This is a genomic window from Salinibacterium sp. M195 (assembly GCF_019443965.1).
Lineage (GTDB): Bacteria > Actinomycetota > Actinomycetes > Actinomycetales > Microbacteriaceae > Rhodoglobus.
Map to the genome: position 1 here is coordinate 1,146,616 of NZ_CP040814.1, position 23,516 is coordinate 1,170,131.

23 protein-coding genes are annotated in these 23,516 nt (G+C 60.1%); 13 read left to right on the forward strand and 10 right to left on the reverse strand.

The window, feature by feature from the left end; genetic code table 11:
* The first annotated feature begins 133 nt into the window (after window positions 1-133).
* The 6 genes from FFT87_RS05445 to FFT87_RS05470 are packed head-to-tail and all read left to right on the forward strand — an operon-like array spanning window position 134 to window position 6,424.
* A complete protein-coding gene (locus tag FFT87_RS05445; protein ID WP_219950313.1) occupies window positions 134-796 on the forward strand; it encodes a GntR family transcriptional regulator in 663 nt (220 codons plus the stop codon).
* 46 nt (window positions 797-842) lie between these two features.
* Entirely contained in the window at window positions 843-1,805 is a 963-nt protein-coding gene (locus FFT87_RS05450; protein WP_219950314.1) for a tripartite tricarboxylate transporter substrate binding protein, read from the forward strand.
* A 4-nt stretch (window positions 1,806-1,809) separates the two neighbouring features.
* Entirely contained in the window at window positions 1,810-2,310 is a 501-nt protein-coding gene (locus tag FFT87_RS05455; RefSeq protein ID WP_219950315.1) for a tripartite tricarboxylate transporter TctB family protein, read from the forward strand.
* Complete coding sequence (locus FFT87_RS05460) at window positions 2,307-3,842, forward strand: tripartite tricarboxylate transporter permease (protein WP_219950316.1); 1,536 nt, start codon at window positions 2,307-2,309, stop codon at window positions 3,840-3,842. Before FFT87_RS05455 ends, FFT87_RS05460 begins: the two co-directional genes overlap by 4 nt.
* An 8-nt stretch (window positions 3,843-3,850) precedes the next feature.
* Window positions 3,851-4,732, forward strand: coding sequence for a dihydrodipicolinate synthase family protein (locus FFT87_RS05465; protein ID WP_219950317.1), 882 nt, complete (start codon window positions 3,851-3,853; stop codon window positions 4,730-4,732).
* Window positions 4,733-4,735: 3 nt separating this feature from the next.
* A complete protein-coding gene (locus FFT87_RS05470) occupies window positions 4,736-6,424 on the forward strand; it encodes a dihydroxyacetone kinase family protein (RefSeq protein WP_219950318.1) in 1,689 nt (562 codons plus the stop codon).
* Between the two features lie 12 nt (window positions 6,425-6,436).
* Here the strand turns inward: FFT87_RS05470 and FFT87_RS05475 are convergent, their stop codons facing one another.
* Window positions 6,437-6,757, reverse strand: coding sequence for an MGMT family protein (locus FFT87_RS05475; RefSeq protein ID WP_255560073.1), 321 nt, complete (start codon window positions 6,755-6,757; stop codon window positions 6,437-6,439).
* A gap of 71 nt (window positions 6,758-6,828) precedes the next feature.
* On the reverse strand, window positions 6,829-7,281 hold the full coding sequence (locus FFT87_RS05480) for a GNAT family N-acetyltransferase (protein WP_219950319.1): 453 nt from the start codon (window positions 7,279-7,281) through the stop codon (window positions 6,829-6,831).
* A 105-nt stretch (window positions 7,282-7,386) separates the two neighbouring features.
* Between FFT87_RS05480 and FFT87_RS05485 the strand changes: the two genes are divergently transcribed.
* The 6 genes from FFT87_RS05485 (at window position 7,387) to FFT87_RS05510 (ending at window position 13,035) form a co-directional block, all read left to right on the forward strand.
* Window positions 7,387-8,601 carry an NADP-dependent isocitrate dehydrogenase gene (locus tag FFT87_RS05485; RefSeq protein ID WP_219950320.1) on the forward strand — a complete coding sequence of 405 codons (1,215 nt, stop codon included), beginning with the start codon at window positions 7,387-7,389 and terminating at the stop codon, window positions 8,599-8,601.
* A gap of 216 nt (window positions 8,602-8,817) precedes the next feature.
* Entirely contained in the window at window positions 8,818-9,669 is an 852-nt protein-coding gene (locus FFT87_RS05490; protein WP_219950321.1) for an NAD-dependent epimerase/dehydratase family protein, read from the forward strand.
* A 91-nt stretch (window positions 9,670-9,760) separates the two neighbouring features.
* Window positions 9,761-11,032 carry a serine/threonine-protein kinase gene (locus FFT87_RS05495; protein WP_219950322.1) on the forward strand — a complete coding sequence of 424 codons (1,272 nt, stop codon included), beginning with the start codon at window positions 9,761-9,763 and terminating at the stop codon, window positions 11,030-11,032.
* On the forward strand, window positions 11,029-11,472 hold the full coding sequence (locus FFT87_RS05500) for a hypothetical protein (protein WP_219950323.1): 444 nt from the start codon (window positions 11,029-11,031) through the stop codon (window positions 11,470-11,472). The genes FFT87_RS05495 and FFT87_RS05500 overlap by 4 nt, the downstream gene beginning before the upstream one ends.
* A 138-nt stretch (window positions 11,473-11,610) precedes the next feature.
* Window positions 11,611-12,117 (forward strand): pyridoxamine 5'-phosphate oxidase family protein, encoded by a 507-nt coding sequence (locus tag FFT87_RS05505; protein ID WP_255560074.1) that lies wholly within the window; start codon window positions 11,611-11,613, stop codon window positions 12,115-12,117.
* A 39-nt stretch (window positions 12,118-12,156) separates the two neighbouring features.
* Window positions 12,157-13,035: a Rieske 2Fe-2S domain-containing protein gene (locus tag FFT87_RS05510; RefSeq protein WP_219950324.1), complete on the forward strand. Its 879-nt coding sequence runs from the start codon at window positions 12,157-12,159 to the stop codon at window positions 13,033-13,035.
* A gap of 24 nt (window positions 13,036-13,059) precedes the next feature.
* On the opposite strand, the gene FFT87_RS05515 is transcribed toward FFT87_RS05510, so the two are convergent.
* The 5 genes from FFT87_RS05515 to FFT87_RS05535 form a co-directional block, all read right to left on the reverse strand.
* A complete protein-coding gene (locus tag FFT87_RS05515) occupies window positions 13,060-13,845 on the reverse strand; it encodes a potassium channel family protein (RefSeq protein ID WP_255560075.1) in 786 nt (261 codons plus the stop codon).
* 25 nt (window positions 13,846-13,870) lie between these two features.
* A complete protein-coding gene (locus FFT87_RS05520; RefSeq protein WP_370628579.1) occupies window positions 13,871-15,118 on the reverse strand; it encodes an ABC transporter permease in 1,248 nt (415 codons plus the stop codon).
* 95 nt (window positions 15,119-15,213) lie between these two features.
* The gene (locus FFT87_RS05525; RefSeq protein WP_219950326.1) at window positions 15,214-15,930 is read right to left on the reverse strand and encodes an ABC transporter ATP-binding protein; all 717 of its coding nucleotides are present in this window, start codon (window positions 15,928-15,930) and stop codon (window positions 15,214-15,216) included.
* Window positions 15,927-17,471, reverse strand: coding sequence for a hypothetical protein (locus tag FFT87_RS05530; RefSeq protein ID WP_255560076.1), 1,545 nt, complete (start codon window positions 17,469-17,471; stop codon window positions 15,927-15,929). The genes FFT87_RS05525 and FFT87_RS05530 overlap by 4 nt, the downstream gene beginning before the upstream one ends.
* On the reverse strand, window positions 17,472-18,428 hold the full coding sequence (locus tag FFT87_RS05535) for a hypothetical protein (RefSeq protein WP_219950327.1): 957 nt from the start codon (window positions 18,426-18,428) through the stop codon (window positions 17,472-17,474).
* Window positions 18,429-18,598: 170 nt separating this feature from the next.
* On the opposite strand from FFT87_RS05535, the gene FFT87_RS05540 reads away from it, so the two are divergent.
* Window positions 18,599-20,440 carry a heavy metal translocating P-type ATPase gene (locus tag FFT87_RS05540; protein ID WP_219950328.1) on the forward strand — a complete coding sequence of 614 codons (1,842 nt, stop codon included), beginning with the start codon at window positions 18,599-18,601 and terminating at the stop codon, window positions 20,438-20,440.
* Between the two features lie 15 nt (window positions 20,441-20,455).
* Here the strand turns inward: FFT87_RS05540 and FFT87_RS05545 are convergent, their stop codons facing one another.
* The 3 genes from FFT87_RS05545 to FFT87_RS05555 are packed head-to-tail and all read right to left on the reverse strand — an operon-like array spanning window position 20,456 to window position 23,245.
* On the reverse strand, window positions 20,456-21,964 hold the full coding sequence (locus FFT87_RS05545) for an FAD-dependent oxidoreductase (RefSeq protein WP_219950329.1): 1,509 nt from the start codon (window positions 21,962-21,964) through the stop codon (window positions 20,456-20,458).
* Entirely contained in the window at window positions 21,961-22,821 is an 861-nt protein-coding gene (locus tag FFT87_RS05550) for an FAD:protein FMN transferase (protein ID WP_219950330.1), read from the reverse strand. Before FFT87_RS05550 ends, FFT87_RS05545 begins: the two co-directional genes overlap by 4 nt.
* On the reverse strand, window positions 22,805-23,245 hold the full coding sequence (locus FFT87_RS05555; RefSeq protein ID WP_219950331.1) for an FMN-binding protein: 441 nt from the start codon (window positions 23,243-23,245) through the stop codon (window positions 22,805-22,807). Before FFT87_RS05555 ends, FFT87_RS05550 begins: the two co-directional genes overlap by 17 nt.
* Between the last annotated feature and the right edge of the window lie 271 nt (window positions 23,246-23,516).

Below are 23,516 nucleotides of genomic sequence, written 5' to 3' on the forward strand. Positions count from 1 at the left end.
GGCGGTTTTTGCGTTAACGCCTGAGTTGTGGGCAGCAGTTATCGCGCGTGCGACTGCTGACTTGACGCGGTTGATCGATCTGGATACTGTGTGTTTACCGTTTACTGTTTACTGTAAACAGAGTGAGGAACCAATGATGCAGCCTCTGCTTCCACAACGCCCGATCGGGCTCGGCGACCAAGTCGCTGATGAGCTCCGCCGTCAAATCGTGACGCAAGTGCGACCGAACGGTTCGCTGCTTCTCGAAGAGAAACTAGCCACCGACTTCCAAGTCAGCCGAGGCCCCGTTCGCGAGGCCATCCGCACGCTTACGCAAGAAGGACTCGTCGCGAGCGGAAAGCGAAGCGCAACAGTCATCGGGCTCACCGCCGCCGACATCGACGAACTATTCTCCCTACGCGCGTCGTTAGAACTCCTGGCATTGCGCGAGTCAGTCGTTCAGCATTCCGAAGACCTGAACGCATCACTTGACGCCGTCATCGTCGACATGAAGGCCGCCGTTGCCGCCGTCGATGCCGCCGCTTTTACCCTCGCCGACCTGCACTTCCACGGGGCCTTTTACGCCGCGTCTCAGCACCGACGCCTTTCTGATGTCTGGGCTCAGTATCGCCCAACCATCGAACTGCTTCTTCTTGTCGCCAACGTTGGCCACGCCGATCTCGAGCCCGCGCTGCACAGTCATATCGTGCTCGCGGAACTCATCCGTGAAAACGAGCTCGACGCAGCATGCGACGAGCTCGAGAAGCACCTAGACCACTCACGCGCTCGAGTGCGCCGTGAGTATGCGGGCGGCTAACCACCCACTCGCACGCACCACCCACAACGATGTGAAAAGGAAAACAGTGAAAAACAAGTTCATCACCATCGCCGCAGGAGCTGCGGCACTTCTCCTCTTGGCTGGCTGCGCGAATAGAGACGCTGCCGTTGTCGATGACGAGGACTACCCGAGTAAGGCGATCACCCTCGTGGTTCCTTACGCCGCTGGTGGTGCATCCGACCTGTCGGCTCGCACTCTCGCCGCGGCGATGGAAGAGTCCCTCGGGCAGTCGATCATCGTCGAGAACCGCACGGGCGGTGCCGGTTCAGTCGGGCTCTCCTACCTCTCAGGTCGCCCAGCCGATGGATACACGATTGGGTACCTCCCTGTTGAATCAGTAATGCTGCAGTATCAGGGTTACGACCTTGACCCCGCCGCCTACGATGTTCTCGGTCAAATCGTTTCGGTACCCGCGACCATTGCCGTGCCGGCAGACAGCCCCTATGAAACGTTGCAGGATCTCGTCGATGCGGCTGAAGCTAACCCGGATTCCATCACCGTTTCCAACTCTGGCGCAGGATCGATCTGGCAGGCAGCGACAACGGCGCTTAACGAAGTGGCCGGCGTCTCGTTGAAGCCTGTTCCGTTCGACGGCGGAGCTCCAGCAGTTACCGCAGCGATCGGGAGTCAGGTCGATGCTGTTATTGCCGGAATCTCTGAAACTGCTCCAGCGGCAGCGGATGGTCGCCTGCGCGTGCTCGCCATCTTCGATGACGAAGCTTCCGATGCATTGCCCGGAGTCGAGACCGCTAAGTCTCTCGGATTCGATGTATCCATCGGTGGTTGGGGCGCAATCGGTGCTCCCGCTGGATTGCCCGATTCTGTGCGCGATGCACTGTCAGACGCTGTAAAAGCCGGAGTCGAATCTGAAGAATTCACTTCCGTTATCAACAAGTCGGGCAACCTTCCGGTCTACAAGAACTCGAGCGACTTCACGACGTTCTTCACCACGGAATCGGAGCGATTCGGCGCGCTCTTCGCAGAGTAAAACAATGACTGCTCCTGTTCTTTCGGAGCAGGCCCCCACGGCCGGCGGTGACGAATCTCGTTTCCGCCGGCTGGTCGGCCCGCTCGCAGGCCCGGCAATTGGACTCATCTTTGGACTCGTCGTCCTTGTAATATCGCAGTCCATCGTCGAGCCCAACATTGCGACAAGTTTCAGCCCACGATGGTGGCCGCAGTCGCTCGGCGCTCTCATTGCGATCTTGAGCGCCGGTGTGCTCATCAAGGACATCGCGCGTCCTGGTGTTCCCGATGAAATGGAGCCCGCGACGCGAACTGGCTACGGCCGCGTACTCGCCGTCTTCGGCGCAATCGCTGCGTACGCGGTGGTCTGGTATTTCGTTACTTTCCCGATCGCAACCGCACTGCTCTTTGTGGCACTCGTTCTCATCTTGGGCGCGCGCGGTTGGAAAGCGATCGTTATTTTCCCCCTCGTGTGTACCGGCGTGCTGTACACCCTGTTCGGACTGCTATTGAAGGTGCCGCTATGAACCCCGTGACAGTTGGTCTCGAACAGCTCGCCGACCCCTTTGTTCTGCTGTGTATTTTGATCGGTGCTCTTGTAGGCATGCTCGTCGGGGCCTTTCCCGGCGTTACGGCCACAATGGCCGTCGCTCTTGCCAGCAGTTTTACTTTGACCATGGACCCGGTCCCGGGGCTGGCGGTGCTCTTAACGATCTACGTCGCTGCCAACTTTGGCGATCGCGTTCCGGCGATCCTGGTGAATACTCCCGGAACTCCGGCGTCAATCGCGACGACTTTCGACGGCTATCCGATGGCGAAGAAGGGCTTGGCCGGAGTAGCACTCACGACATCCGCGTTCGCCTCAGCGATTGGCACGTTTGCCGGTCTGTTGTTGCTCGTCTTCGCTGCGATCCCCCTCTCAAAGATTGCGCTTCAGTTTGGCCCGGCAGAAATGTTTGCCCTCGTTGTCTTCGGCCTCACCATGATGGTTGGCGTCTCTGGCGGCAAGATTGGCAAGGGGCTTATTGCTGGAGCCATCGGATTGGCACTGGCCGTTATTGGCCGCGACCCCATTACGGGCACGGAACGCTTCACCTTCGGGATCTTGGAGCTCAGCGATGGCATCCCCTTCATCGCCGCAATTATTGGCCTGTTCGGTGTTGCCGACGTGCTCGACCAGATGTTGAGTCATCGGGCGGAGAAATATACTCCGATCACCCAATTCGGGCGTTGGTGGCCCAACCGCGCAGAGCTGCGCCAGATGGTCAGGCCACTCTTCGTAGGATCTGGAGTTGGTGCTGTCGTAGGCGCTGTTCCTGCAGCAGGCGGCGATATTGCCGGGATCATGTCGTGGGCAGCAGCGAAGAAGGCATCGAAACACCCCGAAGAGTTTGGAAAAGGCTCGATCGAAGGTCTGACCGCTACAGACACTGCCTCGAACGCGACACTCGGTCCATCCGTCACCACAACGCTGGCTCTCGGTATTCCGGGAGACTCAGTGATGGCCGTGCTGATTGGATCGCTGATCATCTGGGGTATTCAGCCAGGGCCGGCGCTCTTTACCAATCGCCCAGATCTTGTTTACACGATCGCGGGAATCATGGTGGTTGCGACGGTTCTCACGTTGGTACTCAGCCTCGTGCGGCTGCGTGGCGTGACCAAACTTCTCGAACTCAAGCCAGCCTTCCTGTGGACCGTCATCATCGTGTTCTGCATGGTGGGAACCTTCGCCGTCAACAACAGCGTCTTCGATGTGGGAGTCATGCTGCTGTTCGGTCTCGTCGGGTTGGTTCTGAGGCGCACGGGATTCCCCGCGGGACCCGTAGTGCTCGGGCTGATCTTGGGCAAACTCGCCGAGGGCAACCTTCGGAGAGCGCTAGAAATTGGCGGGATTGAGAACATTTTGACCAGCCCGATCGCCGTGACGACACTGATCATCAGTGCCGCAGCGATCACCCTCCCTGCACTGTTCGCGCGCGTCAAGCGCAGAAAGCTCGCCCAACTCGTTACAGCGCAGCAAGCTACGACATCGTTACCAACCGACCCTCTCCGAAAGTGATCAGAACCATGACTATTCCCCTGACCCCCCTCGTCATCACCGCCACGCCGACCCTCTTCAACGCCGACGAAACTCTGAACCTTGAGGGCATCCGTTCGCATGTGGAATGGCTCCGTGGCCACGGCGTCGACGCACTGTTCCCCGCCGGGACTTCGGGAGAGTTCCCGTCTCTCACCGATGATGAACGCATCGAAATTCTCTCGATCTGCCTCGACATTTTTCCGGCAGATAGCGTCTACTTTCACGTCGGCGCCGCGACCGCACGACAGGCCGAGAACCTCGTGCGCCGTGCGGTCGCCCTGGGAGCGACTCGCATGGCAGCGATCACCCCGTTCTTCCAGCCGGCACCCGAAGACCAGGTCGTCGACTACTACCGCCGTCTCGTGAACGCTGCCGATGGTGCCGAAATCTTCGCGTATCTCTTCGAAGCCCGTACCTCCAGTCACTCGCTGCCGAGCGTGCTTTCGCGACTCGTCGAGGTTGGAGTTGCCGGAGTGAAGCTGAGCGGCGAACCCGACGAACGCGTCGAGCAGTTCATCGCTGCAGCGCCGGAAGGATTCACCGTCTTCTCCGGCAACGACGTGTCCTTCGGCTGGCTCATTCAATCTGGCGGCCACGGAATTATCTCGGGAGTATCGTCGGCGTACCCCGAACCCTTCGTGAAGCTCCGCGATGCTCTCATTGCCAACGACGCTGACGCCATCGCTCACTGGCAAGCAAAAGTTGAGCAAGCCGTAACCGCGGTACGTGCAGGCAGCCTGACTCACCTCAAAGCAGGAATCGCTGCCCGTGATTTTGCCGCGAGCCCGGTGCGTTCAGCAATTGCACCCGTGAGTGACACTGACCTCCTCACGATTCAGTCACTCGCCACCGAATACAACGAGAACTAGACCATGCGCAAGATTATTAACGAGCCAGACGCCTTCGTTGACGAAGTCATGGAGGGCATTTTTGCTGCCCACGCCAGCCAAATTCGGCCAGCTACGACAGACAATCGCACCCTCGTTCGCGTAGATTCACCGAAAACTGGGCGGGTGGGCATCGTCACCGGTGGCGGCTCTGGTCACTTGCCCTTTTTTCTCGGGTACGTCGGTCAAGGACTCTGCTCAGCCGTGGCAATCGGCAACGTGTTCTCCTCTCCTTCGTCGGCCCAAATCTATGCCGCATCGCAGGCGGTTAGTTCTGACGCCGGGCTGCTCTACCTCTACGGCAACTATGGGGGAGACGTCTACAATTTCGACATTGCCGCCGAGATGTGCCGCACCAATGGCATCCAGGTCAACACGGTCCTCGGAACGGACGACCTCCTCTCTGCACCGCCGGAAAGAGCCGCCGATCGCCGCGGCGTTGCTGGGCTCTTCTTGGTCTACAAAGTGGCCGGCGCTGCTGCCGACCAGCTGCTGAATCTTGATGAAGTTACGCGCATTGCTAACGCTGGTGTGCAGAACACCCGCACGATGGGGGTTGGCCTGTCGCCAACGATTCTGCCGGCAGCGGGAGAAGCAACATTCCACCTCGCTGATGGCGAAATGGAAATCGGGGTCGGTATCCATGGAGAACAGGGTACGCATCGCGGTCCGCTGGAGTCTGCCGATCAGATCACCGATCGCTTTCTCGAAGGGATTGCTGGCGAACTGAAGTTGACGGACGGTGCACGTGTTGCTGTGCTCGTTAATGGCTTGGGCGCGACACCGCTAGAAGAGCTCTACGTCATGTATCGCCGGGTGAACACCGTGCTCGCAGCGCGCGGGGTGACTATCGCGCATCGTTTCGTTGGCGAATATGTCACGAGCCTTGAAATGGCCGGAGCGTCGCTCTCGATCATGATCCTTGACGATGAACTTGAGGCGCTCATTGCTGCTCCGGCAGCGTCGCCGTTCTTCCAACAGGGAACCACCGAAACGATCTCGGCGGCGAATGCTCCGGCCCTGGTCGATGCCTCAGTATCCGCCTTCGCCCCTGCCCCGGTCACGACCGGCAAGCGAAGTGCCGCACGGCAGCTGCTGATTGAGCGCCTTCCTGCGATGTCCGCCTATGGGGAAGAGCTTCGGGAACTCGATGCAGCGCTCGGCGACGGAGACCTCGGAATCACGGTGACCGAGGGAAGCGCAGCCGTTGCTGCTGCTCTCAGCGAGCTGCCCGAAGATTCTGACGCGGCGACACTGCTCCGTGCTGCTGCTAGTGCATTCGCGGCAGCGAACCCCTCGACGTTTGCCGCTTTGGTTGGCTCAGGACTATTTGCTGCGGCCGATGCCATGCCGGCTCGAAGTGAACTCGGCCTCGATGAACTCGTGGTCGCGCTTCAGGCAGTCTTCGATCGTGTGAGCGAAAAGGGTGGAGCGCGTCTCGGAGACAAGACCTTCCTCGATGTTTTGCACCCTGTCATTGAGGCGCTTGCCGGGACGAGAGGATCAACCGAGGGAGCGACCGTGACGGCCGCAGCTCGGCTCGCGGTCGATGCTTCCGCTCAGCTTCAGTCAGCACGGGGACGAGCAGCGTGGCAACAGGAACGAACCATTGGTCACCGCGATCCTGGTGCGGTTGCTGTGCTGCGGTTTGTGGAAGTGCTTTCGGGCGAATAATGGCTCGGTGCGCTACGCAGAGGGGCAAAAGCGCGCAAGCTTCAGATCGACCCGATAGCTGCCGTCGGGCATCCATCTCAGTGGCGTTGATTCGGTCTCGTAATAAGCGAGTGCCTGATCTTCGTGACAGACCGGTGGATGCCCGCCCGCACGAATCACGCGCCACCACGTGACGTCTGAGCCGTAACGGGCCATCACGGTGCCGACGGCGCGAGCTGCCCGAGAACCGAGCGTCGCCGCGACATCGCCGTAGGTCATGACCTGACCTTCCGGAATATCGTCAACTACGGCAAGCACGCGACTCACAAAATCGTCGTTAGGGGTGTTCACCACTGTGATTTCTGTATTTCGGAGCCGAGCGGAGCCCGAAGGACTGTCGGACCTGCGGAGGAAAAGCGAACTGACTACAGCGTGTACTCGCCGAGCTTTTCGCCATACTGGGTTTCGCCGACAACGCTGAAGCCGACCTTGAGGAAGAATTGTTCTGGGCCGTCGTCGCCCTCTTCCCAAATTGCGGTGATTCGATCGAATCCGCGACTGCGGGCCTCTTCGCAGAGCGCTTTAACGGCGAAACGACCGACGCCAGCACCCTGAGCATCACCGGACACGCTCACGCGCCAGATGCAGCTGCGGAATTCTTCTTGCGAAGCTTCGGGGTCAAAGTTGCCGCGGATGAAACCAACAACCTTGTCTCCGTCGAGAACCACGCGGGGCCACGACGTGAGCGGATCGATGAAAGCATCAGCGATCGCATAGGAGGGCGGCGTCACGAACTGCTCTTGACCGCGTCGTAGCGTGAGGTTGTTGGCGGCAACGATGGTGCTTGCCGATAATTCTTCAAGTCGTAAGTCACCCATGGATACAGGCTAGTCCGAGGTAGACAGATGCGCCAAGGTATCTCGATGTCGAGATACTTAAGAAAAAGAGTAAGCTGGTAGAGGCCACTAACTAAGGAGCAAAGCTTGTCCAAGATCAAGGTAGAAGGCACCGTCGTCGAACTCGACGGCGACGAAATGACGCGAATCATCTGGCACCGGATCAAGGAAACCCTGATTCACCCCTACATCGACGTCGACCTCGAGTACTACGACCTCGGCATTGAAAGCCGCGACGCGACCGACGACCAGATCACCATCGATGCGGCTCACGCCATCCAAAAGCACGGTGTTGGCGTCAAGTGCGCAACCATTACCCCCGACGAAGCCCGTGTTGAAGAATTCGGTCTCAAGAAGATGTGGCGCAGCCCGAACGGCACCATCCGCAACATCCTTGGTGGCGTAATCTTCCGCGAGCCCATCATCATCTCGAACATCCCCCGTCTCGTTCCAGGCTGGAACAAGCCGATCATCATCGGCCGTCACGCCTTCGGCGACCAGTACCGTGCTACCGACTTCCGGTTCAAGGGCAAGGGAAAGCTGACCGTCGAGTTCGCTCCCGAAGATGGCTCAGAGCCCATGAAGTTTGAGGTCTACGACGCACCAGGCGACGGAATCGCTCAGGTTCAGTACAACCTCGACGACTCGATCGTCGACTTCGCGCGTGCCAGCCTCAACTATGGCCTCACGCGTAACTACCCCGTGTACCTCTCAACGAAGAACACGATCCTCAAGGCCTACGACGGTCGCTTCAAGGACATCTTCGAAGAGGTCTTCCAGAACGAGTTCAAGGACAAGTTCGAAGCAGCCGGCCTCACCTACGAGCACCGCCTCATCGACGACATGGTCGCATCCGCCATGAAGTGGGAAGGTGGCTACGTCTGGGCTTGCAAGAACTACGACGGCGACGTACAGTCCGACACCGTAGCCCAGGGCTTCGGCTCGCTCGGCCTCATGACCTCCGTTCTGGCAACGCCAGACGGAAAGGTTGTTGAAGCAGAGGCAGCTCACGGAACCGTGACGCGTCACTACCGCCAGCACCAGCAGGGCAAGCCAACCTCCACGAACCCGATCGCCTCGATCTACGCGTGGACCCGAGGACTCGCTCACCGTGGTGTGCTCGACAACAACCAGGAGCTCATCGAGTTCGCTTCGACCCTGGAGGATGTCGTCATCAAGTCGGTTGAAGATGGTCACATGACGAAGGACCTCGCACTGCTCGTCGGGCCGGACCAGAAGTGGGAAACCACCGAAGAGTTCCTCGACACGCTCGACAAGAACCTCGCCGCACGTCTCGCATAATCTGCGTCTCACGCGGTAACTGACTGGCTGACGCCACGAGGTTTCACGAAGGGCCCGAAAGCTTCGGCTTTCGGGCCCTTTCGCGTCTGCGCACCCGCAGGAAAACACCCAGCTGTCTCTCGTTACTCTTGAGCGGCGGGTGCCGTGAGGTGCCTGCTCGTGCAGAACGCGACAGCGTGCTGCAGAGTGCAACGCGGGAGACGTGAGGAGACAGCAATGACCATCGTCATAGCCGGCTGTGGTGACCTCGGCATCGAGGCGGGGCTCCGCTTTGCGGCGCTGGGGCATCCTGTAGTGGGCCTGCGGCGTTCGGTCGAGAAGCTGCCGCCCGAGATCGCTGGGCAATCCGTCGATCTGTCTGCGCACGTGCCCACGCTTCCTGCAGATACCAGCGTCGTAGTGATTGCCGTAAGTCCCGATGAGCGCACGCGCGACGGCTATCTCGCTACCTATGTCGAAAGTGTGCGGAACATCGCCGCTGCTATTGAGCGAGACTGCGCCAGAGAGCCCAGAGTTATTTATGTCTCGTCGACCGCGGTCTATGGTGTCAGCGATGGTTCGTGGGTCGACGAATTTACGCCAGCGAAACCCGCCTCGGAGACGGCAACTGTCTTGCGAGAAGCCGAAGTGTTGCTGCTCGAGAGTGTCGCTAACTCGACAATTCTGCGATTGGCGGGAATCTACGGGCCGGGCCGCACCCGTCAGATCGACCGCATTCGTGAGGGGAACGAAACGTTAGCGCTCAACCCTTACTTCACCAACCTGATCCATCGTGATGACGCTGCGGCGGCGATCGTGCACCTCGCGATAATGGTCACATCGCCCGCCAGTATCTACATCGGGGTAGACGATGAGCCCGCCGATCAACGCGAGGTCGTCGGCTTTCTCGCCCGCAGAATCGACCGACCAGTGCCGCCGACGAGTGCAGACGGTGCCAGCGATGGCAGGGGGAGCGGTAAGCGTTGTCGCAATGACCTGCTGAAAAGCACGGGCTTCTCTTTTGTTTATCCGAGCTATCGCGAAGGATATTCGGCAGTGCTCGCGGGAGAGGGAAGCCGTCATCGCTAACGTTCCTGCTCATTCGGTGAGGATCGGGCCAGGGACCTCACGCCCCAGAGAACTCATCTAAACTCTTCCCACCAGATCTAAGGGGGTTCGCGTGACAACAGCCAATCGCTCACGGTCATCCTCTCGCTCGGATGATGAGCTCATTAACACGGTAATTGGCGGCCGGTATCGCATCACCGGTCTGATCGGCCGTGGCGGCATGGCTTCCGTCTACCGGGCCCGCGATGAGTCGCTTCCGAGGGAAGTCGCGCTCAAACTGATGCTGCCTGGCATGGCAAACCCTGATGAGATCCGCAGACAACGTAACGAGGTAGAGACTCTCGCCGCGCTCAACCATCACGCGTTAGTCACTCTCTTTGATGCGGCATCCGAGACGGCTGAAGCCACAGATCGTGTCTTTATCGTCATGGAGTTCGTGGACGGCCCCAATCTGCGTGAGGCGATGACGGCTCCTTTGTCGCCGTCATTGGTCGCGCACCTTGGTGCCGATATTGCAGAAGCACTTCATTACATGCATGGTCGTGGCGTCGTGCATCGCGACGTCAAGCCAGCCAATATCCTGCTAGCGACTTCGGAACTTCCCGACCGCCAATTTCACGCGAAGCTTGCAGACTTTGGGATTGCACGTCTTGTCGATGGCACGAAGATGACCTCGACGGGAACCATCATCGGTAGCGCAAGCTATCTCAGCCCCGAGCAAGCCCGCGGCAGTGAAGCGTTGGGGGCCTCCGATGTCTATTCGCTCGGACTCGTCTTGCTCGAAGCGCTGACAGGTCAGGCTGCGTTTCCCGGCAGCGCGGTCGAGACGATCGGTGCGCGGCTCAACACCTCCCCCCGCGTGCCGGACGGCCTTAGCGAAGAGTGGCGAAAACTGCTGGTCACCATGACGACACTCGATGCCGAGCAGCGACCGCTTCCGATGGACATCGCTGTCTCATTGAGGACGCTTGCGTACTCATCTGAGGGCATGGATGCGATCGAAGGTGAGCCCACCCGTGCGCTCGTTCAGTCTGAGAGCGGGGTGAATGAGGCAACAGTTCTCGAACCCACGAAGGCGTATGCCCGAGTGGAGACGCAAGCAACAGAAGCGTGGGCAGTGCCGGAGGAATCGCCCGCAGTGGCATCATCGACAGCGGCATCCTCCGCAGCGCCGAAAAGAAACGTCAGGCTAAGTCGTGACGGCGTCAAGCGCCTCGGTATCGTGGCGGCGACCGTTCTCGTGCTGGCCGTCGGTGCAGCCGCGTGGTCAACTGCTCAGAATCAACTGGCAACCCCATCAGATCCAGCGTCGCCCAGCTACCCCGCAGTTCCTGGACAACTGGGAACTCACCTCGAGCAACTCCAAGAAAGCGTGGAGCCATGAACCTCAGAAATCTCAGCCTCCCGCGCAGCATCGTCGCGGCCGGCGCTGCCTTGGTGCTCGCTGTGTCGTTGAGTGCCTGTGCGCCAACCTCGCCCGACTTCGATTCTGACGCGGCATCGCTGCTGCAATCATCAGTTGCAGAAGTGACCGACGCTGCGGCGGCGGGTGACCCAGTGGCAGCCCTGGCCGCCCTCGACGTTCTCCAAGGCCAGCTGAACGAGAACACCTCGACCGGTGCCATTGGAGCTGAGCGGAGCGCCCGAATTCAAGCTTCTCTCGACCTCGTGCGCGCCGACCTTACTGCGGCATTACCTGACCCGTCTCCAACTACCGATCCAGCGGATGAAACGTCGAACGGTAACGGTAACGGCAAGGGCAAAGGCGAAGGCGATGATAAGGAAAAAGACGAAAAGGAAGACAAGGGCAATAAGAAGGATTAGGTCCACCCCGCCGAGCGCGAGTTTCTGTGCGCCAACATCGGCTCGTCACTCTCATTGAACGCTCGGCTAGCTTTCGGCCAGCATTGAGGGTTGCTGCTTAGCGTCGACAGCGCAGCACAACTGCGCAACCGTCGCCGAATGGGAGAGACCATGCCAGCTCACGATCACGCAACAGCAGACCAGCTCGACACTATCCGTTCCATCATGAAGAGCACGCGCATTGCGATGCTGACCACGGTCGAAGCGGGCGGTGCTCTCCATAGTCACCCCATGACGGTTCAGGAAGCGAGCTTCGACGGAGACTGCTGGTTCCTTGCCTCAGAGAACGCGGATGCCGTTCAGCAGCTTCAGGCTCACCCTCACGTGAACGTCTCCTATTCCGGCTCCGCGCAGTGGCTGTCGCTCGCAGGCACGGCCGAGATCGTGCGCGATCAGGCGAAGAAGACGGAACTCTGGAACACGTTTACCGACGTGTGGTTCGACGGTGGCGAGACGGATCCCTCGGTCGTGCTCATTCACGTGAAGGCTGATTCGGCGCAGTACTGGGAGAGCCCCGGCAAGGTCGCGATCCTGGTCGGTGCACTTGCCGCGAAAGTCTCCGGGGGTGAGCCTCAGACTGGTTCCTCTGAGTCAGTCACGGTCTAGCACTCTAAAGAACCACACGCTGAGAGGAACGAGGCTCTGATGAAACGACTACCAGTACTGCGAAACGTTGACCGCCTAGAAGAGGCGACTGCGCTAGATCCCGCTGTCGAAAAGACGCGCGGCGTCGTGGACACAGTTCTTCGCCCTCGGTGGTTGCGGGACTTCCTCCACGGCGTGCCGATTGGGCACCCCGTGCATCCGCTTGGCGTACACGTTCCGTTCGGTGCATGGATCTCGGCTGGTGTGCTCGACACTCTGCCTGGCACCGAGCAAGCGTCGCGCGCACTGGTCGGAGTAGGCGTGCTGGGAGCAAGCGGAACGGCTGTTGCGGGCTTTGCGGACTGGTCGAAGCTCGACGAGAAGCAACAGCGCGTCGGCATCGTGCACGCCGCGGTCAATGTTGTGGCGACGGGCCTCTTCGCGGCATCCTTCGTGCAGCGCTCTCGCGGCAAGCACACGAGTGGCAAGGTTCTGAGTTACGCAGGACTGGCCATTGCGACTGGCGGTGGCTATCTCGGTGGACATTTGAGTTACCGCCAAGGTGCAGGTGTCAACCACGCTCCAGACGTCGAGGCAACCTTTCCCCACGGGTGGCAGCAGCTAGCGCCGCTTGCCGAGCTCGCGGATGGCAATCTAGAGAAGCGCGTTGTCGCCGATACCGAGGTTGTGGTCTTCCGTCGCGGAGACCGGGTCTCGGTGCTCTCGAACACCTGCAGCCACCTCGGAGCTGAACTCCACGACGGCTACGTCGTTGGCGACGATTCCACCCCGGGAGGCGCGTGCGTGGAGTGCCCGTGGCATCAGAGTGCGTTCTCGCTTGAAACGGGCGAAGTGATCCACGGGCCAGCGACTAGTCCGCAGCCGCGTTTCGAGAGCCGCGTCGTAGACGGCACGGTAGAGATTCGGTTGCCGCGGTAACTACCTCGGTTTCATCCCGCCAGCTTAGGAGAGTGGATGTTGCTTGGGGGATGGGTCGGATGCGTCCGTCGGCGCAGGCGTTCCTGATGACGCGGCCACCTGACTCGCGTGTTCGAGGAGCACGTGCTTGAGCTCAGCCACCTGCTTCGTGAGGTCGGTCACTTCGCGGCGCGTGGCGACGTGCGAGAGTTCGTCTTGGGCGGCAACGCGCTCCACGATCCACGAAGCTAGGGTTGCCGTGACCACACCGAGGAGGGCGATGCCAGCGACCATCACGCCAGCGGCAATGACTCGACCAAGCGTTGTCGCGGGGTAAATATCGCCGTAACCGACCGTCGTGATGGTGACGAACGCCCACCAGATTCCGTCACCGAGGTTAGTGATTTGGCTGCTGTCAGCGCTGCGCTCGGTATCCAGAATGGCAAGTCCGGCAACAAATACGAGAAGCAGTGACGAGCCAACGGCGTACGTCAGAACACCACCTCGTACGGCAGTTCCCGCGCGTCTTTGTAGCACGTTCAGCAGTGTCACCAAGCGCAGCAGGCGCAGCGGGCGCAACATGGGCAGCACGACGACGAGCAGGTCGAACAGGTGCTTCCTAAACCACAACCAGCGCCGTTCGGCCAAGATGAGGTTAACGAGGTAGTCGACAACAAACACCACCCAGGTAATCGCAATCACGACTTCGGCAACGAGCATTTCTGTGCCGGAAAGATTGGCGATTACTTCCCACGCGTAGGCGATCAGAAAAATGACTGCCGCAATCGTGAGCGGTATGTCCATGATCTGTTGCCAGCGCCGTTGAGTCATGGTTTCGAGCCTATCGACCCCGTAGTTAGGTCCCACCGCGCAGAGCAGTAATAGGCTCAATATTGGAAGCCCGATTCGCTGGATACGCACCGGCGACGAGCCCGACGACGGCACCGAGGAGGGCGGCGCCGAGCGCGACCCAGATGTCAAGAACCGGCGACCACCCCTGTGTTAACGAGACGATCACCACCGCAAATACACCTAGTGCCGAGCCGATTAGCCCGCCTAGAAGGCCGATGACCACAGACTCAACAATAAATTGCGACGCAATATTGCGCTTAGTCGCCCCGAGCGCACGCCGAAGCCCTATCTCGCCGACACGCTCCATTACCGACAGCAGCGTGACATTGGCGATGCCCAGCCCGCCGGCAAGCAGCGCGATCGCGCCCAGAATCAGAAAGACAATGTTGACGTCGGCCTGCACGCTCTCTTGGAGCTCTGACTTTGTCGCCGGCGCTTGCACGGTGAAGTTTTCTGGTGTGTTGGGGTCTAGCGCGATTGGTGCCTGTCTGGCGACGAGATCGCCAGCACCAACTTGGATCTGAATCTGCAGTTCATCTGGCGAGGGCAGACCGAAGTCTGCGCGTGCAGTTCCGAGCGGAAGAATGACGGAATCAAGCAAATCGCTGCGTCGTTCTACCCCCGCGATAATTCCGATCACGGTGTATGAGCGATCGCCGATGAAGATCGAGGGTTGGCTATCGACGCGGTTGATGCCGATTTTTTCGGCGGCATTCGCTCCGAGCACAACAACTCGATCTCCCCGATCGTCGTGACCGCTGTCGAAATACCGGCCGGTGATCACGAGGCCGCGTACGGCGTCGAGCAGCGATGCTGAGGTTGCGACTAACGGTGGACTGAGCGTCTCTGCCGCGGAGGGGTCGTTCACCGGGACCGCAGTGATGGCGATTTCTCCCAGAGGCACGGCGGCTATCAGCCCGGCTCGCTCAACCCCTGCTAACCGCTCGACGCGCTCGGCTGAATCCCACGGTAGCCGTGCGATTGACCGCGATTCACCCCTCGCATCGCGACTGCTGCCGGGCTCGATTACTACCTGGGTTGCGGCGACCGCATCGAATTGGCTGGCGATCTGACCGGCGGCGGTTTGTGCGAAACCTATCGTGACGACAAGTGACGCGATTCCGAGCACAGTGCCGAGAGTGGTCATTACGAGCCGTGAAGGGCGTGCCCCTATGCCAAAAGACGCCTCGATTATGAGGTCCTGCACCAGAAATCGGTCGCTGTGCTTCACAGCGGGTGCTGCCGAAACGATCTCGGAGACGGCATCGTTCTTGGGCTTCGCGGCCGTGCCGCGCGTGCGAGAGGAACTGAAGGGTCTCGGCAGACGAGCTAACCAACGCGGCAGTTTCACGCGAGCTCGCTTAGTTGACCGTCAGCGATACGAACACGACGTTGGGCGCGTTCGGCAACCGCTGAGTCGTGAGTGATGATGACGAGAGTGAGCCCATCAGCATGTAGTTCTTCGAAGAGATTCATGACTTCGCCAGATGTAGTCGCATCGAGGTTCCCGGTCGGTTCGTCGGCGAGAAGCAGTCGCGGCGAGCTGACCACCGCGCGGGCAACAGCCACTCTTTGGCGTTCGCCGCCGGAGAGTGTTCCTGGCAAAAAATCTAGTCGGTGGTTCAGTCCTACTCTGTCGAGGGCAGCTCGCGCACGATCTTCACGCTCGGCGCGGGGTACCCCGTTGTAGAGGGTAGCGATGAGCACGTTATCGAGCACCGAGCGGTGTGGCAGCAAGTGAAAAGCTTGAAAAACGAAGCCGATGCTTCCGCCTCGAACTGCAGCACGATCATCTTCGCTCAGCAAGCTCGTCAGTTGCCCGTCGAGGTGGTATTCACCGACACTTGGTCTGTCGAGCAGGCCAAGGACGTTGAGCATCGTCGATTTTCCTGATCCGCTCGGTCCGACAATCGAGAGGTAATCGCCCGTATTGATGCGCAGGTTTACAGCTCTTAGCGCTTGGACCTCTGGCGGGCCAGGAAAGGATCTAGTCACATTGATAAGTTCGACGACGGGAGCCGCCTCGCCGCGAGGAATGAGCTCGATCGCACCGGGTCCTGTCATCGGCCAACCACAACAAGGGCCCCAGCATCAAGCTTTTCTTCAACAGGGATGATCTCTACATAGCCCTCCGCTGCGAGCCCTGTCGTGACCTCTACAAGCCGTGTAGTTCCGTCTTCTTCGCTAACCTCAATTCGAGATTCTCCGCCCGCTCCAGCCGTGAGCGCGGCGAGTGGAACGGCAAGAACCTTCCCTTCGGTGGAACTGACGGGAATCTGCACCCGCACATTGTTGCCTTGAAGTATCTGCAGCTGTTCGGGGGTGAGGGCGTCTGGCGTAAGAGCTACGTCGTACCGCACCCCCTCTTGCGCTTTTCCGTCGTCGCGTGGCTCGACTTTTGTTACTGTCGCCGCAATTTCGCTGTCGTCAGGCATCGTGATAACGGCGCGTGCGCCGACCGTGAGCAATTTAGCGTCACTCTCCGCTGCCGAGGCCGCAATGATGAGGCTTGCACCGGACACCCGCATTATGGAGGCCCCGACAGTGGAGCCTCGAGTGACCATGACCTCATCTACTCGCCTCGGCAGTCCGCTGAGGTAGAGCACTTCGCTCGACGGGAGATAACTGAGAGTGCCGCTGCGAGTTTCCGCGAGCATGTCTCGCGCCGACGAAGCTCCTGCTCGGGCGGCGTTGAGGGCAGCTACCGCGGCACCGGCGTCGGGAGCGGCGAGTGCTTCCTTCCGTGCCGCCACGGCGATGGCATAGTCTGCTGCTCGGTCGGCGACCTCTGCCGGGTCGAGGGGATCTGCTTTCTGGGCAGCCTTCAACGCGACATCCGCTTGTCTGACTAGGTTGTTTTGGGCCAAGCGCACCGATTCCGGCGCTCCCGTCTTTGCCGCAGAAAGCTCGCGTTGCGCGGCAGCTACTTGTTCATCGGCCGATCGTACGTTGTCTTCAGCCGAGCGCACAGACTCCGCAGTTCCTTCCGGGGAATCAGGTGCGGGATAGCCGACCGTGCTATAAAGTTCGGCGATGCCGGCCGCCGTTGCAGAATCGAACAGGTTCGATTCGGGGTTGCCTCCGTCGATACCGACCGCTCGCAGCGCTTGCTTGAGCTGTACGACATCTGGCCCGGCAACGCCGATGCGCAGAGTGCGGTAGACCGGAAGGTCCCCTGGCAACACGATAACCGGCCGTCCAGCAACTTCAAGGGCTACCGCAAGCGCCGTGAGGCTGGCGCCCGCCTTGGGGACTTGTCCCGTGACGACTGCAGGGCCACCGATATCGCCCGTTTCTAGAGCGACCTCAATCGAATCTGCGAAGTTAGCATCGCCACGAAGCGTCACATCGTTGGCGAGCTCACGGTTCTCGACGGGCACAGTGATGAGGCCGGCATCAGGCGCGGTTGCGTTCTGAGCAGCTTGGCCCGGAGAGACGATGAACCTGCTCAACAAGACGCCGGCCAGCAGAGAAACGATGGCCACTACTGCCATAACCCAGATGACGCGGTTGCTGTTGAGCAGCCGCTTCCACCCGCTCGCGCGAGAGGGGGCGGCCACGTCGCTCTCTTCTCCGAGAGAGACCGGCGAAAGTTCGGTCGGCATCTACTTGGTCTGGGTGGCTGCGGCGAGCATCTCGTCAAGTTCTGCCTTGTTCTCGGCAACGAACTTTTCTTCGAGCTTGAACTGGGCGGCGAGCGTCTTCTGCTCGAAATCGAGGTCCTCGCTGCAGTGGAAGTCTGCGAGGGCAAGGTCGATTTCTTGGTCGCGGAGTTCAGTGCGTTTCTCCTTGCTGAGTTCCACGCCGTCGGCCCACGCCTCTTCGCTTTGGGCATTCATGAAGTCGTAGACGGCGTCTTTCGTTGCGAGGTCAGGATGTCCGGCATCGGCCATGCAGGACGACCACTCGGCGTTGAATTTCTTCATCTCGGGCGTTTCTTGCTGCTCCTCCCACAGTTTGCTCATTGAGTCGATGAGGTTTTTATACTGTGGATCTGAATAAATCTGGTCGCCGCGAACCTCTGAGTTGGCCGTGCCGTAACAACCGAGCGGTTCGAAGCTAAAGTCGGGGTCATTCATTTCTTCTTCGGTCGGCTGTGGTCCGTGCAACACCTCGTAGTATGCGGTCTGCTCGCTCTCGGAAAGTGCCATTACGTAGTCTTGGTTGGGGTCGACGTAGTTCTCTGCTTCTTCATTCTGCGCAGCCTGTTGCTCATCGGTGAGGTTGTAGCCGTAACCATTAGCGGCCACCCACTCCTCAGTGTTTCGGTCAGCTAATTCGCTGTCGTCAAAACTGTAATTGTCGGTCTGATCCACCGGCAAATAGGTAAAGCCCTCGTCGGCCATGCATTCGGCGATCAGCTCCTCAGCAGCATTCGCCTCGGCAATGTACTCGTCGTTCTCTCTGTCTCCGCCGTAGAGTGCGGTCGAGTAGACGTATAGCGGGCTGTCCTCATACGTGAGTTCGCCACTCCTCTCGCCGGTCGATGAGCAGCCCGCGAGCAATAGGGACGCGCAGGCGACTGATGCGACACCGAGGGTGACGAGACGTGGTCGGGGCATGGTGCACTCCTCAAGTAGTGAGAACCGGCGTTTCTCAACGCATCTGGTTACTGGATGAGGCAATGCTACAACCTTGAGGATTGATCGAACATCATTCTTCAGGATGAGTTTGGGCTAAGGGGAGGCTGCACTAGCTGGTCGGATGCCGCGAACGAGAGTAGAACGAGAGAATGACAAGTTTTGCCTCAGCCGTTAGACGCTATCCGCTCGTCGCTCTGACGGTAGTCGTCGCCGTTGTCGGTCTCGCACTGAACTGGACACCAGCATCCGCTGTCGTTCCGTGGCTGTTGTCGGTCTATTCGCTTGCCGTTGCCGCCCGCGAGGCAGTTTCGATGGTGCGCAAACTTCTGCGGCGCGAGTTCGGCCTCGATGTACTCGCGGTGACCGCGATCGTTGCCACCGTCGTTGTCGGCGAGTATTGGGCGAGCATCGTGATTGTGCTGATGCTCACCGGTGGTGAAGCACTCGAAGATTTCGCCGCTGGTCGAGCCAAGCGCGAGCTGAACGCGTTGCTCAGCCGGGTGCCTCAAACGGCCCATCAGGTGACGGCAGCCGGCGACATTGTTGATGTGCCGGCCACTGAGGTTGCGGTGGGGGATCGCCTGGTGGTGCGTCCCTCGGAGATCGTGCCGGTGGATGCGGTGCTGGTCTCTGCAACGACTGCCGTGGATGAGTCATCCCTTACTGGCGAAAGCATGCCCGTCGAGAAGGTCACGGGAGACGTGCTTTTGAGCGGTTCGGTGAATGGGCCAGAAGCTGTCACGGTGCAGGCGAGCGCTCGAGCATCCGACAGCCAATACCAACGGATCGTTGAGCTCGTCACCGAAGCTGCGGAGAGTAAAGCCCCCATCGTGCGCCTTGCCGATCGTTATGCGGTGCCGTTTACGCTCGTGTCGATCGGCCTGGCTGCCATTGCGTGGTTGATCTCGGGTGACCCGGTGCGCTTCGCCGAAGTGCTCGTCGTTGCGACGCCATGTCCGTTGCTGATTGCTGCTCCGGTGGCGTTCATGGCCGGAATGTCGAGCGCCTCTACCTACGGTGTGGTGGTGAAGAACGCCGGAACGCTCGAAGTGCTCGCCCGAGCGAAAACCGTCGTTTTCGATAAAACAGGAACACTGACCAGCGGTCGCCCCGTCGTCGTCGATGTCCGCCCCGAGGGCGAACGGACTGCCGACGAGTTGCTTTCCCTGGTGGCAGCGGCTGAGCAATACTCCTCACACGTGCTCGCGGCTTCCCTGGTGGATGCCGCAAAGCAGCGTTCTCTCGTGTTGCCTGAGGTCACCGATGCTCGTGAAGTAGCCACTCACGGAGTGCAGGCTCGAATCGGCAACCAGATGGTGACCGTGGGTAAGCCCGCCTTCGTAGCCGAACGGGCCACCACCCTGACCCGCGTCGACCTGGCGAGCGGTGAGGCTGCCGTCTATGTGAGCGTCGATGACCAGTACGCTGGCGCGATTGTGCTGCGCGATGCTGTGCGACTCGAGGCGGAACGCACGTTGAGCGATCTGCGCGGGCTGGGCATCCAGAACACCCTGATGCTGACGGGGGATGTGAAGGAGACGGCGCGTAAGGTCGCCGACGAGCTACACATCAGCGAAGTTCATGCAGAGTGCCTGCCAGAAGACAAGGTGCGCCTCGTGCACGCGACAACTCCGCGCCCGGTTGTCATGGTCGGCGATGGCGTGAACGATGCGCCCGTACTGGGAGCCGCCGACGTCGGCATCGCGATGGGGGCCAAAGGATCAACGGCGGCAAGCGAATCAGCTGATGTCGTTATCCTCGTCGACGATCTTCACCGGGTGGTATCGGCCGTGCAGGTCAGTCAGCGCACCGTACAAATCGCTCTGCAAAGCATTTGGATCGGAATCGCCATCAGCATTGGACTCATGCTCTTTGCGATGACGGGTGCGCTGCCCGCTGTGGTTGGCGCGGCATTGCAAGAAGTCGTTGACCTCGTCACCATCCTCAATGCACTGCGGGCGCTGAGCCTCAAACGTCGCTTGCGTGGCTAGTCGCCCGCGTGGAGGCTAGTACCCCGAAAAGTAGTCGGTGTGGATGCGGCGGGCCCCGTTTGCGCGAAGGGTCGACTTGAGGTCGTTGACGAGGGCTGGCGGGCCTGACAGGTAAACGCGGCGGCCGGCCAAGTCGGGCACGAGCGCGGAGAGAGCGTCGCCGTTCATCCGGCCTTCGCTGCCGAGCACCCACCCTGCGGGTAGTGACTCGGCCAATTGCGGTCCGAAGACGATGACGCGAACGCCCGCTTCGACGAAGAGTCCACTGAATGGCAGCGTTTCGGTGCGTGAGGTGGCATACACGAGCACGATGTCACGTTCGTCATCGTGAAGATGGGAATGTGCGATTTGGCTGGCGAAGGGGGTGACGCCGATGCCGCCGGCCACGAGCAAGAGGGGTTCGGAGGTTTTTCGGGGGAGAACAAAATCGCCCCAAATTCCGGTGGCATTGACGTCAGCTCCGCGCGGCAACGCCAAGAGCGCCGCCTTGAAACTGCTTGACCTTTCGGGTGCCGTAAACGTGATCGACAGGGTCGCTCCGGCCGAGGGCGCTGACGAGATGGTGAAGTAGCGGCGTGCTCCCCGCAGGTCGGGCGAGGGGTGCGGCAACGAGAGCTCAATGTATTGGCCCGGCCTAAACGAGAGTGGGCGGTGCGGGGCAAAAGTTAGTTCCCACGTGCCGGGGGCTATCTCTTCTGTTTCGGTGAGCGTCATCCGAATGGTGCGGCGCTGCGTGAATGCGAAGGCGATGAGGTTGCCGATAAGGAGGGCGAGTAGCGGGTCGCTGAAAATGGGCCCGAGAGAGAAGGGGATAGCGAATAGCAACGCAACGATTGCAGCAATGCTGAGGCGCTGCCAACGACGAGGAGGGAGGGTGAGAGGTTCGCTCAGCATGAAGCCAACGAAGAAGATGAGTTGCGATGATGCGAACGTGAAGCTGAGCGCGTCGGTGAGTGTTCCACCACCGGCGACAGTGAGAGCGATGCGGATGCTCGCGGCAACGACGATAAACACGAGACCAAGGTCGAGTCGTCGGGTGCGGTAGAGGATCAGGAAGGCGGCAACCACGATGAGGGGTTGCAGCAGGGGTGTTCCCACCCACCAAGTCGGAAAACCGAGGGGGGCGAAGATGAAGACATAGGCCCCAAGCGCTGCCGGATTGAAGATATGGCGCCCGCGGAATGCGATGAGAAATTTGGATGCCCCAGCAATGGTCGAGGCGAGAGCGATGCCGAGCAGGCCCAGCGGTTCAAGGCTAGGGGCCATGATGAAAAACACGAGCAGTCCCGTGATGAGCGCCGACTCGAGGTGGGCACGCTGGCGGACTATGCGCGCGCCAATCCCGCTGGCGAGGTAACTGAATCCGACAGCAACAGGGAGGCTCGCGAGAAGCGCAAAAGGGTCGGGGGAGATGAGATCCAAGAATGCCAACGTTATTGCGGCAACCGACAGGATCGCGAGCGATATCCAGACAAGTTTGTACATCGCGAGTGCGCCGAGGCTGCGATCTAACCAACGTTTCATAGGAACAGTTCTCCGTCGATATCTGGCGAGTACTCTACTCGTCCCGTAGACAACATGCGCACCCACTGAAAGTCGAAATCGGCGGCGAGGGCCGAGGGCTCGGCCACGAAGAGCGCGGTAGCGAGCCCATCAGCCTCGAGTGCTGTCGCGGCAATTGCCCACGTCGCAATAATGCGGTCGGTTGGCAGCCCGGTGCGCGCGTCGAGAATGTGGTGCAATCCGGCCCAGGCCCGGCGGTTGGGAGCTGAGGCGCAGATCGCTTGGTTGCGCACCGAAACAACGCCGATGGCTTTGGTGGTGTCGAGTGGATGTTCCAGCGCAACCCGCAGCGGCGTTTCGCCTCGGTGAAGCAGGTCTCCACTCGCATCCACTGTTGTGGCGGTGACTCCGTGGGCGGCGAGCACTTCGGTCACAAGGTCGACGAGGTAGCCCTTGCCTGCGGCTCCCACATCGAGCACAGCGGGGGTGAGGGTGGTGAGTTCAGTGCCATTCCAGCTGATCGCTTCGTGCCATTCGGGCACGCGGGTGCGAATGTTGCTTGGACGCAGCGAGTAGGTGCGGTCGTAGCCGAGTTCTTCGAGGGCGCGGCCAACGAGCGGGCTTACTGCTCCGTTGGTCGCGTCGTAGAGCCGGCGGTAAAGATCGAAGAGTGGTGGGGCATCCGCGGGAAATGTGTAGGTGCCGGGGGTGCGCGCTAGTGCGGTGACAAGGGAGTCTTCGCGAAAGCGTGAGTATGTTCGATCGAACTGTTCGATTCGTTCGGCGATGGCAGCTTCAGTGTCGGCGCTGAGGGGCAGGGCGGTGTCAATTTGCCAGGGCGCACCGATTGCATCGAACGTGTTACTCGGCGAGAGCATCCGCCTTGATCGCAGCGACGGCGTTGTTGAATCCGCCACTGGTGAGCGATGAGCCAGCAACTTTATCGACGGAGAGCTCGTCGATGTTCTTGCCGACAACTTCGGCAGCGATTCCGTTGATGAATTCGCCTTGAAACTGTTGGGAGTTGGGGCTCTCGCCGAAACCAACAACGGTGACATCGGTAATGACGTTGCTTGCGAGGGTGAGGGTGACTTCTACTTGCTCGGCACCGTTTGGCGAGATGTAGTCACCGGTTTCGGTGTAGCTGCCGTCGGTGTAGTCGCCGCCCGCTGCGGGAGTCACGGCATCCGAGACAGAGTTATCGGTTCCGGTGGCGGGAGAGGAGCATGCGGCGAGCGCTCCTACCAAGGTGGCGCCGGCAAAGAGGGCTACGGCGGTCTTGTTTACGTTGAGGCTGCGCATGAGGCTCCAAGTCAAGGATGGTGAGTGTTCAGTATGCCCGAGTAACCCTGACGGGAGGCTGGTGTTCGATCGATAGAGGGTTCTGGCGCTGTTTTGCGCCGAAAGTCTGAGTAGCACAACAGGGCAGTCTTGTTGAAGTCGCGACGAACCTACACGCCGTGCCGACATCAGAACAACAATAAAGTTTCTGACCGCTCAAGAATTGAGCGGATGAGGAGCGACAAATCAGAATAGAACTCCGCCCTCGGAATTCGCTCATCGCTCTGAACTG

Bases quoted from the DNA above. Each gene is read 5' to 3' on its own strand.
- FFT87_RS05445 (WP_219950313.1), top strand. From the start codon at position 134: ATGATGCAGCCTCTGCTTCCACAACGCCCGATCGGGCTCGGCGACCAA.
- FFT87_RS05455 (WP_219950315.1), top strand. From the start codon at position 1,810: ATGACTGCTCCTGTTCTTTCGGAGCAGGCCCCCACGGCCGGCGGTGAC.
- FFT87_RS05460 (WP_219950316.1), top strand. From the start codon at position 2,307: ATGAACCCCGTGACAGTTGGTCTCGAACAGCTCGCCGACCCCTTTGTT.
- FFT87_RS05465 (WP_219950317.1), top strand. From the start codon at position 3,851: ATGACTATTCCCCTGACCCCCCTCGTCATCACCGCCACGCCGACCCTC.
- FFT87_RS05470 (WP_219950318.1), top strand. From the start codon at position 4,736: ATGCGCAAGATTATTAACGAGCCAGACGCCTTCGTTGACGAAGTCATG.
- FFT87_RS05480 (WP_219950319.1), bottom strand. From the start codon at position 7,281: ATGGGTGACTTACGACTTGAAGAATTATCGGCAAGCACCATCGTTGCC.
- FFT87_RS05490 (WP_219950321.1), top strand. From the start codon at position 8,818: ATGACCATCGTCATAGCCGGCTGTGGTGACCTCGGCATCGAGGCGGGG.
- FFT87_RS05500 (WP_219950323.1), top strand. From the start codon at position 11,029: ATGAACCTCAGAAATCTCAGCCTCCCGCGCAGCATCGTCGCGGCCGGC.
- FFT87_RS05505 (WP_255560074.1), top strand. From the start codon at position 11,611: ATGGGAGAGACCATGCCAGCTCACGATCACGCAACAGCAGACCAGCTC.
- FFT87_RS05510 (WP_219950324.1), top strand. From the start codon at position 12,157: ATGAAACGACTACCAGTACTGCGAAACGTTGACCGCCTAGAAGAGGCG.
- FFT87_RS05515 (WP_255560075.1), bottom strand. From the start codon at position 13,845: ATGACTCAACGGCGCTGGCAACAGATCATGGACATACCGCTCACGATT.
- FFT87_RS05525 (WP_219950326.1), bottom strand. From the start codon at position 15,930: ATGACAGGACCCGGTGCGATCGAGCTCATTCCTCGCGGCGAGGCGGCT.
- FFT87_RS05530 (WP_255560076.1), bottom strand. From the start codon at position 17,471: ATGCCGACCGAACTTTCGCCGGTCTCTCTCGGAGAAGAGAGCGACGTG.
- FFT87_RS05535 (WP_219950327.1), bottom strand. From the start codon at position 18,428: ATGCCCCGACCACGTCTCGTCACCCTCGGTGTCGCATCAGTCGCCTGC.
- FFT87_RS05540 (WP_219950328.1), top strand. From the start codon at position 18,599: ATGACAAGTTTTGCCTCAGCCGTTAGACGCTATCCGCTCGTCGCTCTG.
- FFT87_RS05545 (WP_219950329.1), bottom strand. From the start codon at position 21,964: ATGAAACGTTGGTTAGATCGCAGCCTCGGCGCACTCGCGATGTACAAA.
- FFT87_RS05550 (WP_219950330.1), bottom strand. From the start codon at position 22,821: ATGCTCTCGCCGAGTAACACGTTCGATGCAATCGGTGCGCCCTGGCAA.
- FFT87_RS05555 (WP_219950331.1), bottom strand. From the start codon at position 23,245: ATGCGCAGCCTCAACGTAAACAAGACCGCCGTAGCCCTCTTTGCCGGC.